General features: G+C 67.1%; 13 protein-coding genes. 5 read left to right on the plus strand and 8 right to left on the minus strand.

Features of this window, described 5'->3' with window-relative positions:
- Nucleotides 1-101: 101 nt before the first annotated feature.
- Nucleotides 102-1415 (plus strand): UDP-glucose dehydrogenase family protein, encoded by a 1314-nt coding sequence (locus tag AC1DW4_RS09460; protein ID WP_477017012.1) that lies wholly within the window; start codon nucleotides 102-104, stop codon nucleotides 1413-1415.
- A gap of 42 nt (nucleotides 1416-1457) precedes the next feature.
- On the opposite strand, the gene AC1DW4_RS09465 is transcribed toward AC1DW4_RS09460, so the two are convergent.
- The 7 genes from AC1DW4_RS09465 to AC1DW4_RS09495 form a co-directional block, all read right to left on the minus strand.
- The gene (locus tag AC1DW4_RS09465; RefSeq protein ID WP_477017013.1) at nucleotides 1458-1859 is read right to left on the minus strand and encodes a hypothetical protein; all 402 of its coding nucleotides are present in this window, start codon (nucleotides 1857-1859) and stop codon (nucleotides 1458-1460) included.
- Nucleotides 1856-3271, minus strand: a complete 1416-nt coding sequence (locus AC1DW4_RS09470) for an NAD(P)(+) transhydrogenase (Re/Si-specific) subunit beta (RefSeq protein WP_477017014.1) — start codon at nucleotides 3269-3271, stop codon at nucleotides 1856-1858. The genes AC1DW4_RS09465 and AC1DW4_RS09470 overlap by 4 nt, the downstream gene beginning before the upstream one ends.
- A gap of 10 nt (nucleotides 3272-3281) precedes the next feature.
- Complete coding sequence (locus AC1DW4_RS09475; RefSeq protein ID WP_477017015.1) at nucleotides 3282-3587, minus strand: hypothetical protein; 306 nt, start codon at nucleotides 3585-3587, stop codon at nucleotides 3282-3284.
- A complete protein-coding gene (locus tag AC1DW4_RS09480; protein ID WP_477017016.1) occupies nucleotides 3584-3925 on the minus strand; it encodes an NAD(P) transhydrogenase subunit alpha part 2 in 342 nt (113 codons plus the stop codon). Before AC1DW4_RS09480 ends, AC1DW4_RS09475 begins: the two co-directional genes overlap by 4 nt.
- On the minus strand, nucleotides 3925-5064 hold the full coding sequence (locus AC1DW4_RS09485) for a Re/Si-specific NAD(P)(+) transhydrogenase subunit alpha (protein ID WP_477017017.1): 1140 nt from the start codon (nucleotides 5062-5064) through the stop codon (nucleotides 3925-3927). Before AC1DW4_RS09485 ends, AC1DW4_RS09480 begins: the two co-directional genes overlap by 1 nt.
- Before the next feature lie 126 nt (nucleotides 5065-5190).
- Nucleotides 5191-5466 (minus strand): aa3-type cytochrome c oxidase subunit IV, encoded by a 276-nt coding sequence (locus AC1DW4_RS09490; protein ID WP_477017018.1) that lies wholly within the window; start codon nucleotides 5464-5466, stop codon nucleotides 5191-5193.
- 71 nt (nucleotides 5467-5537) lie between these two features.
- Nucleotides 5538-7346: a M3 family oligoendopeptidase gene (locus tag AC1DW4_RS09495; protein WP_477017019.1), complete on the minus strand. Its 1809-nt coding sequence runs from the start codon at nucleotides 7344-7346 to the stop codon at nucleotides 5538-5540.
- Between the two features lie 102 nt (nucleotides 7347-7448).
- On the opposite strand from AC1DW4_RS09495, the gene AC1DW4_RS09500 reads away from it, so the two are divergent.
- The 4 genes from AC1DW4_RS09500 (at nucleotide 7449) to AC1DW4_RS09515 (ending at nucleotide 14280) form a co-directional block, all read left to right on the plus strand.
- Nucleotides 7449-7934 (plus strand): DUF1203 domain-containing protein, encoded by a 486-nt coding sequence (locus AC1DW4_RS09500; RefSeq protein ID WP_477017020.1) that lies wholly within the window; start codon nucleotides 7449-7451, stop codon nucleotides 7932-7934.
- Between the two features lie 42 nt (nucleotides 7935-7976).
- Nucleotides 7977-9764: a DUF4153 domain-containing protein gene (locus AC1DW4_RS09505; RefSeq protein ID WP_477017021.1), complete on the plus strand. Its 1788-nt coding sequence runs from the start codon at nucleotides 7977-7979 to the stop codon at nucleotides 9762-9764.
- A gap of 124 nt (nucleotides 9765-9888) precedes the next feature.
- A complete protein-coding gene (locus AC1DW4_RS09510) occupies nucleotides 9889-11334 on the plus strand; it encodes a sigma-54-dependent transcriptional regulator (RefSeq protein ID WP_477017022.1) in 1446 nt (481 codons plus the stop codon).
- 180 nt (nucleotides 11335-11514) lie between these two features.
- A complete protein-coding gene (locus tag AC1DW4_RS09515) occupies nucleotides 11515-14280 on the plus strand; it encodes a TonB-dependent receptor (protein WP_477017023.1) in 2766 nt (921 codons plus the stop codon).
- Here the strand turns inward: AC1DW4_RS09515 and AC1DW4_RS09520 are convergent.
- Nucleotides 14277-15392 carry an aldo/keto reductase gene (locus tag AC1DW4_RS09520; protein WP_477017024.1) on the minus strand — a complete coding sequence of 372 codons (1116 nt, stop codon included), beginning with the start codon at nucleotides 15390-15392 and terminating at the stop codon, nucleotides 14277-14279. The two genes, AC1DW4_RS09515 and AC1DW4_RS09520, sit on opposite strands and share 4 nt — an antisense overlap.
- Nucleotides 15393-15403 lie beyond the last annotated feature (11 nt).

Raw genomic sequence — 15403 nt, forward strand, 5'->3', positions numbered from 1 at the left:
GCGTTCAGCAAAGCCATCAACCCCAGCCCATGTCATTGACATCGCTCTCGGCGGTGCACCATGACGGGCGGCCTTACCTTGGGGCTGAGCGGGATTGAACGATGCGCGTGACCATGATCGGCACCGGTTATGTGGGCCTGGTGTCTGGAGCCTGTTTCGCGGACTTCGGCCACACGGTCGTGTGCGTCGATAAAGATCCATCCAAGATCGAGCGCCTCAATAACGGCGAGATCCCGATCTTCGAGCCGGGACTGGACCAACTCGTCGCCGACAACGTCAGGGCCGGCCGTCTGTCTTTCACCGTCGACGGGTCCGAAGCCATCCGTGATGCGGAGATCGTGTTCATCGCCGTGGGCACCCCGACCCGGCGCGGCGACGGCCACGCCGACCTTTCCTACGTCTATGCCGCCGCCGAAGAGATCGCGGGCCTGATCCAGGACTTTACCGTCATCGTCACCAAATCGACCGTCCCGGTCGGCACGGGCGACGAGGTCGAGGCGATCATGCGCCGCGCCAATCCCGACGCCCAGTTCGCCGTCGTCTCCAACCCCGAGTTCCTGCGCGAGGGCGCGGCCATCGAGGACTTCAAGCGCCCCGACCGCGTCGTGATCGGCGTCGAGGACGAACGGGCCAAGGCGGTCATGGCCGAGCTGTACCGCCCGCTGAGCCTCAACGAGTTCCCGGTCGTCTACACCCAGCGCCGGACATCCGAGCTGATCAAATATGCCGGCAACGCCTTCCTGGCGATGAAGATCACCTTCATCAACGAGATCGCCGACCTGTGCGAAAAGGTCGGTGCCGACGTGCAGCAGGTCGCCAAGGGCATCGGTCTGGATGGCCGGATCGGCTCGAAATTCTTGAACCCCGGCCCCGGTTATGGCGGCTCGTGCTTTCCCAAGGACACGATCGCCCTGGTCCGCACGGCCCAGCAGTATGGCGCGCCGATCCGCCTGATCGAGACCACGGTCGAGGTCAACGATGCGCGCAAACTGGCCATGGCCGAGAAAATCCGCACCGCCATGGCCGGTCCGGGCGGCGATATCGCCGGCAAGACGGTCGGCGTGCTGGGCCTGACGTTCAAGCCGAACACCGACGACATGCGCGACAGCCCCAGCCTGGCCATCATTCCGGCCCTCCAGGCCATGGGTGCCACGGTCAAGGCGTTCGATCCCGAAGGCATGAAGGAGGCCCGCCACATGCTGGCCGGCACCACCTTCGTCAACGGCCCCTATGACGCCGCCGATGGGGCCGACGCCCTGGTCATCCTGACCGAATGGGACCAGTTCCGCGCCCTGGACCTGCGCCGCATCGCCGGGACGATGGCGAGGCCCCTGATGATCGACCTGCGCAACGTCTATCGCGCGCACGAGGTGGTGGCCGACGGCATGGAATATGTGGGGATCGGCAAGCCCTAGTCCCCTCCCCGCTCATCCCGGCGAAAGCCGGGATCCAGTGCTTCAAAACTTGCGGCCTCGCGGTTCGGCGACCAACTGGTTTTCGTCCTGCCAGACGATCAGTCCGGGATCGCGGGTCGTCAGCACATCGACGTGAACGCCGCACGCTTCAAGGGCCAGCTTCAGCCTGTGCATCTGACGAATATGATCGCTGGCCGCCGGTTTGAACCATGACAGGCCGGGCTGGCCGAAGCCCTTATGCCCACCTACTGAAAAAACCTTTGGAATAGCGAGATGGTCGTTGAACCACGATGCGATCGTTCGGGCCTCGACGATTGCCCAGCTGGGCGCATGTTCGCTCTCGACCGCTTCATCGATCGCCTTGAACAGCCCGAGGCGGCTGCGCTGCTTACCGACGGATCTAAAGCAGACGAACCGGACATAGGTTCGGGCCTGCGAGCTCACAGCGCCTTCACGATTCCCTCGACCATCTTCTTGGCGTCGGCGAACAGCATCATGGTGTTGTCGCGGAAGAACAGCTCGTTCTCGACCCCGGCATAGCCCGCCGCCATGCCGCGCTTGATGAACAGGACGGTGCCCGCCTTTTCGACGTCCAGGATCGGCATGCCATAGATGGCCGACGTCGGATCGGTCTTGGCGGCCGGGTTGGTGACGTCGTTGGCCCCGATGACGAAGGCGACGTCGGCGGTGGCGAACTCGGCATTGATGTCCTCCAGCTCGAACACCTCGTCATAGGGGACGTTGGCTTCGGCGAGCAGGACGTTCATGTGGCCGGGCATGCGGCCGGCGACGGGGTGGATGGCGTATTTCACCTCAACGCCCTCCTCTTTCAGCTTGTCGGCCATCTCGCGCAGGGCATGCTGGGCCTGGGCCACCGCCATGCCATAGCCGGGGACGATGATGACCTTCGACGCATTCTTCATGATGAAGGCGGCGTCGTCGGCCGAGCCCTGCTTGACCGGGCGGGTCTCGACGCGGGCCTCGCCAGCCGGCCCAGCGTCGCCGCCGAAGCCGCCCAGGATCACGCTGATGAAGCTGCGGTTCATCGCCTTGCACATGATGTAGGACAGGATCGCGCCCGACGACCCGACCAGGGCCCCGGTGATGATCAGGGCGATGTTCTCCAGCGTGAAGCCCAGCGCCGCCGCCGCCCAGCCGGAATAGCTGTTCAGCATCGACACCACGACCGGCATGTCGGCCCCGCCGATTGGGATGATCAGCGTCGCGCCCAGGATCAGGGCGATGGCGAATATGCCCCAGAACGCCCAGACCGCCGTGCCGCCAGACCCGATCAGCAGGCCGATCAGCAGCACCAGCGCCAAAGCGAGGCCGATATTGATCAGGTGCCGCGCCGGCAGGATGATCGGCGCGCCGCTCATGTTGCCGTTCAGCTTGGCGAAGGCGATGACCGACCCGGTGAAGGTGATAGCCCCGATGGCCACGCCCAGGGCCAGTTCGACGATCGACTGCACCTTGATGCCGCCCGCCCCGTCCGAGATCCCGAAGGCCTCCGGCGCATAGACCGCTCCCACCGCTACCAGACAGGCCGACATCCCGACCAGCGAGTGGAAGGCCGCGACCAGCTGGGGCATGTCGGTCATCTTGACCTTGGACGCGATGAAGGCCCCGCCCCCGCCGCCCACGATGACCCCGCCGGCCAGCAGGGCCAGGGTCACGGGATCCAGCGCGCCGGTGGTGCCCAGCGTCAGCAGGGTCACGCCCACGGCGATGGCCATGCCGACCATGCCGAAGGTATTGCCCTGACGGCTCGTCTCCGGGCTGGACAGCCCGCGCAAGGACAGGATGAACAGGACGCCCGCCGCCAGATAGGCAAGGGCCGCGATCGATGCGTTCATTCCATTCCCCTCAAAGTCTTTCCGTCACGCCCTGCGCCGTCCGCGCCAGCCGCCAAAGGGCGGCGGCGATGAACAGCGGGCCCAGCAGCACCATGGCCCAGTCCCATGCCATCATCGGCCGATCCTGCACCACGATCCGGGTCAGGATGCCCGAGAACAGCATGACCACGCCGCAGTCGCGCCAGCGCAGCTTCTGGATCGCGTTCTTCTCGCCCAGCCAGCTCCACAGCCACATGGCCAGACCCAGGCCCGTGGCGATCCACGAGGCAGTCCAGGCGATGGAGCCGGGCGACAGGTTGAAGACGTCGTGGATCACGTCGCCTTGACCTCGACCTTGGCCGGGCGTTCCTTCTTCTTGTACATGGCCAGCATCCGCCGGGTGACCATGAAGCCGCCGAAGATGTTGACGCTGGCCAGGGTCACGGCCACCACGCCCGCCCCCTTGGCGATCCAGGCGTTCGGCCCGGCGACATCGCCCGATACGGCCGCCGCCGCGATCAGGCCGCCGACGATGATGACGCTGGAGATCGCATTGGTCACGGCCATCAGCGGCGTGTGCAGGGCCGGCGTCACCGACCAGACGACATAGTAGCCGACGAAGATCGCCAGCACGAAGATGGCCAGGCGAAAGACGGTGGGATCGACGTGTTCCATCAGGCTGCTCCCTTAAGGCCTTCGTGCACAACTGAACCGGAGTGCGTCACCACCGACGCCTTCAGGATCTCGTCCTCGAGATCGAGCGACAGCGCGCCGTCCTTGATCAGCAGCCCGGTGAAGGCCACGAGGTTCTTGGCGTAAAGGCTCGACGCATCAGACGCGATCCGGCCCGGCAGGTTGGTGTAGCCGACGATGCTGACGCCGTTCGCCGTCGTCACGACCTCGCCCGGTTTCGACCCCGCGACATTGCCGCCCGCCTCGACGGCCAGGTCGATCAGCACGCTGCCCGGCTTCATCGACGCGACCTGTTCCGCGCTGACCAGGACCGGCGCGGCGCGGCCGGGGATGAGCGCGGTGGTGATGACGATGTCCTGCTTCTTGATGTGTTCGCCGGTCAGGGCCGCCTGTTTGGCCTGATATTCAGGCGACATCGGCTTGGCATAGCCCCCGGCCGTCTGGGCGTTCTTGAACTCCTCGTCCTCGACCGCGAGGAATTTGGCGCCCAGGCTCTCGACCTGTTCCTTGGTCGCCGGGCGCACGTCGGTGGCCGTGACCACCGCGCCCAGACGCCGGGCCGTGGCGATGGCCTGCAGACCCGCGACGCCGACGCCCATGATGAAGACCTTGGCCGGGGCGACCGTGCCCGCCGCCGTCATCATCATCGGGAACCCCTTGCCATAGGCGTAGGCCCCCTCGATCACGGCGCGATATCCGGCCAGGTTCGCCTGGGACGACAGGGCGTCCATGACCTGGGCGCGGGTGATCCGGGGCACGAACTCCATGGCGAAGGCCGTGACATTGGCCCCGGCCATGGCCGCGACGGTGTCCTTTTCCCGATAGGCGTCCAGCATGGCGACGACCACCGCGCCGGGCTTCATGGCGCTGACTTCCTGCGCCGTCGGTCCGCGCACCTTCAGGACCAGATCGGCGCCCTCCAGCACGGCTCGCGTGTCCGGCTTCACCGAGGCACCAGCGTCGGTGTATTCGCTGTCGGGAATGGCGGCCCCCAGGCCGGTGCCGGCCTCGACCGTCACGGATGCACCGAGCGCGATCAGTTTCTTGACGGTCTCGGGCGTGACGGCGCAGCGCGTCTCGCCCTCACGGCGTTCCCGGGTCACGGCGATGGCAACGGCCAAGCGAATCTCCCCATCCGAAGCGGATGGATCGACGTTAGGCGTTGCAGGGCGATGCCGTCAAAGGCGAACGCTACGGCGTACATGCTCAAGCCGCGAGCGACCTGTGACGCGCGATTGCGCCCTCGCTTAGTGCGAGGCGGCTTTTCCGCCTTTCAGGAAGAAGAAGCCGGCCGCGCCCACGACCACGGCGGCGATCAGGCCACCGACGATGCTGCCGCCCGGCTGAAAGGCCAGGGTCAGGAACAGCAGGATGCAGGCGATGATCAACGAACCCCACTTGGCCAGCACCTGGAACAGTTCCCAGGTCTGGGTCTGTTCCTCTACCGTCATCGTGCCGTGGATATAGGCTTGGGCGTCGTGGTCGGCCGCGTCGTTCGGCGTGTCGTGGTGGTGTTCGGCCATGGGAGGGGTCCGGTCGTGAAATGCGATTTGGCGGGACTTATAGCGATAGAGAGCGTCGGCTCAAGCCGCGATCAGCCCAGAGCCTCGAACTGATCGACCATCCATTCCAGCCGCCGGGTACCGATAGTCCAGAAGGCGGGGTCGCGCGGGTTCAGGCCGAACGGCTCCAGAGCCTCGACGTAGGTCCTGGTCCCGCCGGCGGCCAGTAGTTCGCGATATAGGGGCGCGAACCCGTCCGGGTCCTTTCGCCGTGTCTCCATCAGGGCCGCGACCAGCAGATCGCCGAAGGCATAGGCATAGACGTAGAAGGGCGAGTGGACGAAGTGGCTGACATAGCTCCACCAGGTCTCATAGCCGGGGTTCAGCGTCACAGCCGGACCCAGGGACGCACCCATCTCCTCCAGGAACAGTTCGCCTAGGCGGTCGGCCGAAACCTCGCCCTTGGCCCGCTCGTCATGGAACCGGGTCTCGAACCGATGGAAGGCGATCTGGCGCACCACGGTGTTCAGTCCGTCCTCGATCCGCCCGGCCAGCAGGCCGCGCTGTTCCGACTTCGGTGCGGTGGCCAATAGGCGGTCGAAGGTCAGCCCCTCGGCGAAGATCGAGGCGGTTTCGGCCAGGGTCAGCGGCGTATCGGCCAGCAGCGTGCCCTTCTCGGCCGCCAGCGTCTGGTGTACGCCGTGGCCGAGTTCGTGGGCTAGGGTCAGAACGTCGCGCCGTTCGCCCATCCAGTTCAGGAAGACATACGGGTGACGGTCGGCCGTCACCGGGTGGGCGTAGGCGCCGGATTGCTTGCCGGCCCGCGCCCGGCCGTCGATCCACGGCTGGTCGAAGAAGCGGCTGGCGCGGTCTGAGAATTCGGACCCAAGATCACCGAAGCTCTCCAGCACCAGCTCACGGCCCTGTTTCCAGTCGAACCCACGGGGCGCCGAGGTCTCCAGCGGGGCGTTACGATCCCACTGGTCCAGCTTCGTCTTGCCCAGCGCCCTGGCCTTCAAGGCATAGTAGCGGTGCGACAGTTTCGGATAGGCGTCCGCGACCGCGTCGGCCATGGCGTCCACGGATTCGCCGTCGACCTCGTTGGCCAGGTGGCGACTGTCGGCGGGCCGTTTGAAGCCGCGCCAGCGGTCCTCCATCGCCTTGTCGGCGGCGACGGTGTTCAGCACCAGCGCCAGCGTCGAGGTCCGCGCGGCCAGCGCCGTGTTCAGCCCCTCGGCCGCGCTGCGACGCTTCGCCTCCTTCGGATCGGACAGCTGGTTCAGCGCCTCCGACAGGGTCAGGCTGTCCTTGCCGCTCTCGACCCGCAGCGCCGCCAGGGTCTCGTCGAACAGTCGCGGCCACTGGGCCGCGATGGGCATGCGCTCGGCGATGAAGGTTTCCAGCTCGCTGGACAGTTCGTGCGGCTTCATCGCCCGGACCCGGCGCAACCAAGGTCGCCATTTCGCTGCGTCGGGATCGGCCGCGAGCGCCGCCTCGATCTCGGCCTCGTCCAGCTGGTTGATCTCCAGCGTCAGCCAGACCGTCGGCGTGGCGATGGTGGTGATCTTCTCGCGCAGATCGGCCTCGAACCCTTGCGCGCCAGCATCGTCGCGCGCCGTCGAGGCGGCGAGGAAGGCATAGGCCCCGAGAGATCCGAGACGCTCGCTGGCCTGCTCGTAGAGGCGGATGGCTCCATCCAGAGTCGCGCCCAGCACTTTTGCGTCGGACCGCGCGGCGATGAACCGACCCTGAAGCGCGTTCAACTCCGATACCGCGAGCCGCGCCGCCTCCAGGTCGGTGGTGATCCTGGTGTCCGTGCGAGACCGATACAGGTCGGACAGATCCCACAGGGGCGGCTCGGCGGGACTGGAATGGGGCGGGGCTTTGAAGGGGGCGTTCATGCCCCTCGTTGTGGGGTCGTCGGCCGCGCGGCGCAACGTCCGAAACCCGCCAGACGCCTGTGACCGATGGCTTCATATCGGTGGTCACACGGAGACGACGCCATGACCTATCGCATCGAGGCCCTGCCCCTGACGCCGTTCCGTGCGCTTTTCACGCTGGACGACGATGCGTTGATTGCCATCGGCGCCCGTCGGATGATCGCGGATGCGCCGCACAGCGCCCCATGCCGCGTCAGCCTGATCGACGCCGAGCCGGGCGAGGCGTTGATCCTGGTCCACCATGTGCATCTGCCGGACGAGACCTCGCCCTATCGCCAGGGTGGCCCGGTCTTTGTGCGGGAGGCCGCCAGGCAGGCCGCCCCGCTGGTGGACGCGGTCCCCGAACAGCTGTCGCGCCGCCTGCTGTCGGCCCGTGCGTTCGATGCCGATGCCATCATGCTGGACGCCGACCTCGTCGAAGGAACCGATCTGGACGCGCGGCTGCATCACTGGTTCGCCGACCCCGCCGTGGATCAGGTCCAGATTCATACGGCGCGGCGCGGATGCTATCTGGCCCGGGCCGTCCGTCAGGAACCATCGCTTCCCTAGCCGCACCGCTTCGGGTCAGATGCGCCTCAAACGGGGCTGACCATGACGATCGAAGCGATGACCACGACCGGGGCGGGGCGGGACGATCTGGGCCACGCGGGCGACCGGCGCGCTACCGGTCTGGCCCGTCTGGCGATCGGACTGGCGCAGGGCATCCTGCTGTATCTGCTGGTGCGGGCAGCCGAAGGCGGCGACGCGAGCTGGTCGCAACGGCATCCCGAACTGTTCACGCCGGCCCTGCTGGTCGTGCTTTTCCTGCCGGCGGTGCTGCTGGCGGGTGTCGGCAAGCTGAGGCTGGTCGTCTATGGCGTCTGGAGCCTGGTGGCGGGAATCGCCCTGGCCCTGCTGGCCTGGCACGACATCGCGCGGCAAACGGCGGGAGAGGGGTTGCAGGCGACCTTTCCGCTGTTCGCATTCGGAGCTGCAGCGCTGTTCATCGCCCACCATCTGGTCGTGCCGGCGGATCGCGAACGTCGCCCGATCGCCGGCTATCCGGCCTATTTCGACGCGGCCTGGATGGCGGGTGTGCAGCTGGTCCTGTCGATCGGGTTCGCGGGGGCGTTCTGGCTGCTGCTGTTCCTGGGTGCCGCCCTGTTCAACATCATCGGCCTGAGCTTCCTGGGTGACCTGCTGGAGAAGGCCTGGTTCTCCCTGCCCCTGACGGGCCTCGCCTTCGCGACGGCGGTTCAGCTGACGGACGTGCGCGACGGGTTGATCCGCGGCGTGCGCACTGTCGCCCTGATGCTGCTGTCCTGGCTGCTGCTGGTTCTGACCGTGCTCGTCGGAGGCTTCCTGGCCGCCTTGCCGTTCACCGGGCTCGACGGCCTGTGGCAGACCGGCAGCGCGACGGCCCTGGTCCTCGCTGCGGCGGGCTTTCTGGTCGTCCTGATCAACGCCGCCTATCAGGACGGCCGAGACGACAACCTGCCGCCCGCCGCGCTCCGGATCGCCGTCCGCGTCGCCTCGGTTCTGCTGACCCCCCTGATCCTGATCGCCTTCTGGGGGCTTAGCCTGCGGATCGGTCAGCATGGCCTGACGCCCGACCGGATCATCGCCATCGCCTGCACGGTCGTCGGCGCGGCCTATGCGGGGGGATACGGCTATGCCGCCCTGCGCACCTTCTGGTCGAAGGGCGACTGGATGCAGCCGCTGGAGCGCACGAACATCGGTGCCGCAGTGATGGTCGTGCTGACGATCCTGGCGCTGTTCACGCCGATCGCCGACCCGTCGCGCCTGTCGGTCACAGATCAGGTCGCCCGACTGAAGGCCGACAAGGTCTCACCCGAAGCCTTCGACTACGCCTTCCTGTGGAACGACAGCGGCAAGGCCGGGCGCGCGGCCCTTGCCAGGCTCGCCGCTTCGGACAATCCCGCCATCGCCGATCGCGCCAGGGCGGCGCAGACCGAAGCCGTCACACCCGAAACGACGACCGACACCGACTTCAAACCCGTCGTCGCCACGCTTGCGAATTCGCCCGCCCTGCCCGAGGCTTTCTTGCAGATCGTCGGCGGCCCCGACGAACCAAGGGCGACCTGCCGTGCCGACGGCGATTGCCTTGCGGTCACCGGCCCCGCGATCGGCTTTCCCGAGGGCGACATTCTAATGGCCCAAGCCGACGGCATCACGCTGTTCAGCGAGGACGCCGAATACGGTACCTTCTGGCTGCAGGGCAGGTTCACGCCCGTGGTGTGCCAGGGCCAGGCCCCTGTCGATCCCCGGGACCTGTTGCGTCAAGGCAAACTCAGGGCAGGAGCGAACCATCGCCCGGCGCTGGATACCGGCAGCGGCGTGCCTGCGGATCTCGTCGTTCTCGAACCGCCCAAGTGTTGAGCTGTTAACCGCCCGCACACCACGCCCCCAAACCCGATCTTCACCGCAACCTGCCTAAAACCGTCCCGAAACGAGCCAGTCGCGCTTGCCTGTGCGACGGCCGATCCGGCGATGAGGGTGCCCAATGGCAAAGACCGTTCTGGTGGTCGACGACGATCCGACCCAGCGCCGCCTCGTTCAGGCGGTTCTGGATCGTGAAGGCTATATCGTCGCCCATGCCGAGAGCGGCGGCGAGGCCATCGATCGCCTGACCAAGGGCGGCGGTGCCGACGTCGTGCTGCTGGATCTGGTCATGCCTGGCATGAGCGGGATGGAGGCGCTGGCCGAGATCCGCACCGCCGGTGTCACCACCCCCGTCATCGTCCTGACCGCGAACGGCGGCATCGAGACCGTGGTCAAGGCCATGCAGGCCGGTGCCCAGGACTTCTTCATCAAGCCCGCCAGCCCCGAACGCATCCTGGTCGGCATCCGCAACGCCCTCCAGCTGACGCAGCTGACCGCCGAGGTCGGCCGGCTGAAGAAGCATGTCGCCGGCCGCGTCACCTTCGCCGATCTGGTCGGCGACAGTCGCCCGATGCAGATGGTCAAACAGCTCGGTGCCCGCGCCGCCAAATCGTCCATCCCCGTCCTGATCACCGGCGAGAGCGGCGTCGGCAAGGAAGTCATCGCCCGCGCCCTGCACGGTGCCTCCGACCGCGCCGGCAAGCCGTTCGTGGCCGTCAACTGCGGTGCCCTGCCCGCCAATCTGGTCGAGTCGATCCTGTTCGGCCACGAGAAGGGCAGCTTCACCGGTGCCTCCGACAAACACCTCGGCAAGTTCATGGAGGCCAACGGCGGCACCCTGTTCCTGGACGAGATCGGCGAGCTGCCACTGGACATGCAGGTCAAGCTGCTGCGCGCCCTGCAGGAGAGCGAGATCGACCCGGTGGGGGCCAAGCGCGCGGTCAAGGTCGACGTCCGCATCGTCTCGGCCACCAACCGCGACCTGTCGAGCGCCGTCGCCGAGGGCCGGTTCCGCGAAGACCTGTTCTATCGCCTGAACGTCTTCCCGATCGAGGCTCCGTCCCTGCGCGAACGGCGCGAGGACATCCCGGCCCTGATCGATCATTTCGTCGGCCGTTTCAACGTCGAGGAGGGCAAGCGGATCGCCGGCGCCTCGCCCGAGACCCTGGCCCTGCTGACCGCCTTCGACTGGCCCGGCAACGTGCGCCAGCTGGAGAACACCATCTATCGCGCCATCGTTCTGGCCGACGCGCCCTTCCTTCAGCCGCACGACTTCCCGGCCATCTCGGGCGTCGCCATGCCGCTGGAGACCGAGGCCCAGCCCTCGGCCGCGATCATGAACTACGCCGACCTGCCGCCCCTGCCCGACCAGCCGATCAAGATCCTCGACGACCGGGGCCATCTGCGGACGCTCGAGGACATCGAGCGCGACCTGATCCAGCACGCGATCGAGGTCTATGCCGGCCACATGTCCGAGATCGCCCGTCGCCTCGGCATCGGTCGGTCCACCCTGTATCGCAAGGTCCGCGAACAGGGGCTGGAAGGGGCGTTGAAGGAAGCGTCCTGATCACACTGTGGCCGATGGGCCGCATGTTTCAACCCGGACGTGTCACCGACACATTTGGCCTCATTGACGCCGCGACGGATACAGATAGCAGGGCCGTATAACAACGACCGCCGGACAGGGCCGCGCATCGCGCCGGCCTGAAGACGTCGGGTGTTTTCCTCGTTCTGTCCGGACCTGTTCATGACCATCGCCGCAGCCCTGCTCTACGCCCTCGCCTCGGGCGCCCTTCAGACTGCGCCCGTGCAGACGGTTCCGCCCCAGACAGCCTCGGACCCGACCGCGCAGGAAGAACAGGACGCCCAGCCCTCCGGCGCGCCGGCGTCGGACGACGGCGAGGCGACAAGCGGCCTCGACGTCACGGTGACGGGAACCAAACCGCGCGGCAGCGTGCGCGGCGACATCGAGCCCGACATCACCCTGAGCTCGGAACAGCTGGCGGCCTATGGCGCGACGAACGTCGCAGAACTGCTGGCGGCGGTCGAACCCCTGACCCGCAGCGGCCGCGGGCGCGGCGACGGCGGTCCGGTCGTGCTGCTGAACGGTCGCCGCACTTCCGGCTTTCAGGAGATCCGCGGCATCCCGTTCGAAGCCATCGAGCGGTTCGAGATTCTGCCGGAAGAAGTCGCCCTCACCTATGGGTTCGCCGCCGACCAGCGGGTGGTCAACATCATCCTGAAGGCCGATTTCCGTCAGGCTTCCCTGCAGGGGCGCGTCAGCGGACCGTCGCAAGGCGGACGCACGACCACCGGGGCCCAGGTCAGCGCCTTCCAGGTCAACGTTCGAGACCGCTGGAACGTCGAACTGGAGCGGACCCACAACACCGCATTGTTTGAGGATGAGCGCGACATCACCCGCTCGCCGGGGTCCCAGCCGTTCGATCTGATCGGCAACGTCGCGGGTATTCCCTACGGCGTCCAGATCGACCCCGCCCTGTCGACCCTGGCGGGCACACCCGTGACCGTCGCCGCCAATCCCGGCGTCGCGAACCCGACGCTGGCCCAGTTCGCGGCCGGGGCAAACACGCCGCGCACCGGCGACCTGGGGGCGTATCGCACCCTGCTGCCCCGCGGGGACACCACCCGCCTGACCGCCTCCTGGGCCCGAGACCTGAACGAGACCATCAAGGGCACGGTCAGTCTGAACCTGAACGACACCACCAGCTTCAGCTATCTGGGTCTGCCCGGCGTGACGCTTCAGGCGCCGGCCGGACGAAACGGGTCGCCGTTCTCGCAAGACGTGGCCGTCTATCGCTACATCGCCGATCCGGGTGCGGTGACCCGCGACAACGAAACCCTGACCGGCAATCTGGGCCTGCTTCTTGACGGCTATATCGGCGACTATCGCTGGTCGCTGTCGGGGGCCTATGACCGGGTGGAGACCGACACGACCACGGGACGGGGCCTGAGCAGCACCGCCGCCCAGGCTGCCGTGACGGCCGGAATCCTGAACCCCTTCGGTGCCCTGGTGCCGAGCAGCTTCACTCGACTGGTTGACAGCGCGAACTCGGTGGCCAGCGGCGGCAACGTCGAGGGCGTGCTCAGCGGCGACCTGTTCGAAGCTCCTGCCGGGGGTCTGAACATGACGTTGAAACTGGGTGGCGACACCCGCACGCTCGATTCGGAAAGCACCCGCTCCGGCGTCTTCAGCGCCCGTTCGATCGGTCGCGACCGGGCCTATGGCCTGGCCAACTTCACCCTGCCGATCTCGGACCCCAGCCGCGAGATCCTGGGCTTTCTGGGCGACCTGTCGATCAACTTCAACGCTGGATATGACCGCGCCTCGGACTTCGGTGGCCTGACGACCCTGGGTGGCGGGTTCAACTGGGTACCAGCCGATCCCTTCAGCGTCATCGTCAGCTATACCGACGAAGAGGGCGCGCCGACGATCCAGCAGTTGAATGATCCGGTCGTCACGACGCCGAACTCGCCCGTGTTCGACTTCCGCACCGGCCAGACGGTCCTGGTCAATCGCATCGACGGCGGCAACGCCGGGCTGAACGCCGACAACCGCCACGTCTGGAAGGTCGGTCTGAACTTCAAGCCGTGGTCGGCCACCGATTTCAGCGTCAGCACCAACTACACCAGCACCACGATCGAGAACGCGATCAGCGCCTTCCCGACCATTACACCCGACCTGGAAGCGGCCCTGCCGTCGCGCTTCACGCGGGACGCCGGGGGGCAGTTGATCTCGATCGACGCTCGCCCTCTGAACTATGCGGAGACCCGCCGCGAGGAGCTGCGCACCGGCTTCAACTTCTCGCGCGCCTTCGGCACCCCGACGCCTCCCGCCGCCGGCGCTCCAGGCGCCGGGGGTCTGGCGGGTCTGGGCGGTGGCGGACGGCGTGGCGGTGAAGGTGGTCCGCCCCGCGGTGCCGGTCAGGGTCGTCAAGGCGGCCCCGGCGGCGGAGCGATCGCATTCGGCGGGGGTGGCGGGCGCGGCGGATTCGGCGGAGGACAGCCGGGCCAAGGCCGCTTCAACCTGTCGATCTACCATACCTATCGCTTCACCGATCAGATCGTGATCGCCGATACCCTGCCGACGCTCGACCTGCTGAACGGCGCGGCCACAGGGTCCCGTGGCGGTACGGCCCGCAATGAGGTCCAGGTTCAGGGCGGTGTGTTCAAGAGCGGTCTGGGTGCCTTCGTCAACGCCAATTGGGTGGAAGGCACGCGCGTCGATGGCGGCCTCGGTGGATCGGATCTGACGTTCGGATCGCAGACGACCGTCAACCTGAACGTCTTCGCCGACCTGTCATCGCGCCCTGACCTGGTGGCGAAGTTCCCGTGGCTGAAGGGTTCGCGGATCAACCTCGGTATCCAGAACCTGTTCGACAGCCGCCAGGATGTTCGCTCCTCGACGGGGGATCTGGCGCTGAATTACCAGCCCGACTACCTCGACCCCCAGGGTCGGGTCATCAGCCTGACGTTCCGCAAGATCCTGTTCTAGATCTCGCCCCACCCCCGCACCGATGCGCCGCCGAATACGACCTGGCGGCGCATCTCGCGCGATTGCAGGCCATAGATCAGCCGCGGCTCCGGCGCGCTGACGGCATCCAGGGCCGCGCGGTGCTGGGGCGACAGGATGACGTCCAGCGCCGCGATGTTGTCGGTCACCTGCGACGCCCTGCTGACGCCCATCAGGGTCGAATCGACGCCTGGCCGGCCGATCACCCAGGCCAGGGCGATGCGCGCCGGCGTCTGTCCAGCCTCGTCCGCCACACGACGCAGCTCATCGACGATGCGCCAGTTCCGCTCGGTGAACAGGCTGTCTCCGAACGGATTGGCCCCGTCCAGTCGCTTGTCGTCTTCGGGCCGCCGTTCCGTCCCCGTCGCGGCATCTCGTGGCAGACCTCCCGGCCGAGGAGCGCCCACCTCTACGGTCGCCCGGTCGTATTTCCCCGTCAGCAACCCGTAGGCCAGCGGGCTCCAGGGCTGCAGCCCCAGGCCGAACTCGGCGGCCAGCGGAACGTGCTCGTCCTCGACGTCGCGGTTTGCCAGGGAATAGAAATATTGCAGGGCGATCGGTCCGGGCATGCCGCGCACCGCCGCCAGTGTCGCCACCTTGGCCACATACCAGGCCGGGGTGTTCGACAGGCCCCAGTAGCGGACCTTCCCCGCCCGGATCAGCCCGGACATCGTCTCCAGCAGTTCCTCCGCCGGGGTCACGCCGTCCCAGACGTGAAGCCAGTACAGATCGACATAGTCGGTCTTCAGCCGCCGCAGCGAACCGTCCAGCGCCGCGTGCAGATGGCGCGACCCGGCACCGCCGTTGTGCGCGCCGGACCCGGCGGCGAATCCCGCCTTGGTCGCCACGACCATCCGGTCGCGCAGGCCGCGCGACGCGATGAAGTCGCCGACCATCTCCTCGCTGCGGCCGCTGGAATAGACATCGGCCGTGTCGACGAAGTTGCCGCCCGCCTCGACATAGGCATCGAATACCTCCCGCAACCCTTCCTCTCCCAGGCCCCACCGCGCCGTGCCGAAGGTCATGGTGCCCAGTGCCAGAGGGCTGACGACCAGACCCGAACGGCCCAGGGTGCGAAAGTCGGAGAGCGACATGGATATTTCCT

The sequence above is a fragment of the Brevundimonas sp. P2_A6 genome (assembly GCF_056404975.1).

What these genes read in the sequence shown, in the direction of transcription:
- AC1DW4_RS09515 (WP_477017023.1), top strand. Translation starts at nt 11,515, where the DNA reads ATGACCATCGCCGCAGCCCTGCTCTACGCCCTCGCCTCGGGCGCCCTT.
- AC1DW4_RS09495 (WP_477017019.1), bottom strand. Translation starts at nt 7,346, where the DNA reads ATGAACGCCCCCTTCAAAGCCCCGCCCCATTCCAGTCCCGCCGAGCCG.
- AC1DW4_RS09500 (WP_477017020.1), top strand. Translation starts at nt 7,449, where the DNA reads ATGACCTATCGCATCGAGGCCCTGCCCCTGACGCCGTTCCGTGCGCTT.
- AC1DW4_RS09505 (WP_477017021.1), top strand. Translation starts at nt 7,977, where the DNA reads ATGACGATCGAAGCGATGACCACGACCGGGGCGGGGCGGGACGATCTG.
- AC1DW4_RS09520 (WP_477017024.1), bottom strand. Translation starts at nt 15,392, where the DNA reads ATGTCGCTCTCCGACTTTCGCACCCTGGGCCGTTCGGGTCTGGTCGTC.
- AC1DW4_RS09480 (WP_477017016.1), bottom strand. Translation starts at nt 3,925, where the DNA reads ATGGAACACGTCGATCCCACCGTCTTTCGCCTGGCCATCTTCGTGCTG.
- AC1DW4_RS09470 (WP_477017014.1), bottom strand. Translation starts at nt 3,271, where the DNA reads ATGAACGCATCGATCGCGGCCCTTGCCTATCTGGCGGCGGGCGTCCTG.
- AC1DW4_RS09510 (WP_477017022.1), top strand. Translation starts at nt 9,889, where the DNA reads ATGGCAAAGACCGTTCTGGTGGTCGACGACGATCCGACCCAGCGCCGC.
- AC1DW4_RS09460 (WP_477017012.1), top strand. Translation starts at nt 102, where the DNA reads ATGCGCGTGACCATGATCGGCACCGGTTATGTGGGCCTGGTGTCTGGA.
- AC1DW4_RS09490 (WP_477017018.1), bottom strand. Translation starts at nt 5,466, where the DNA reads ATGGCCGAACACCACCACGACACGCCGAACGACGCGGCCGACCACGAC.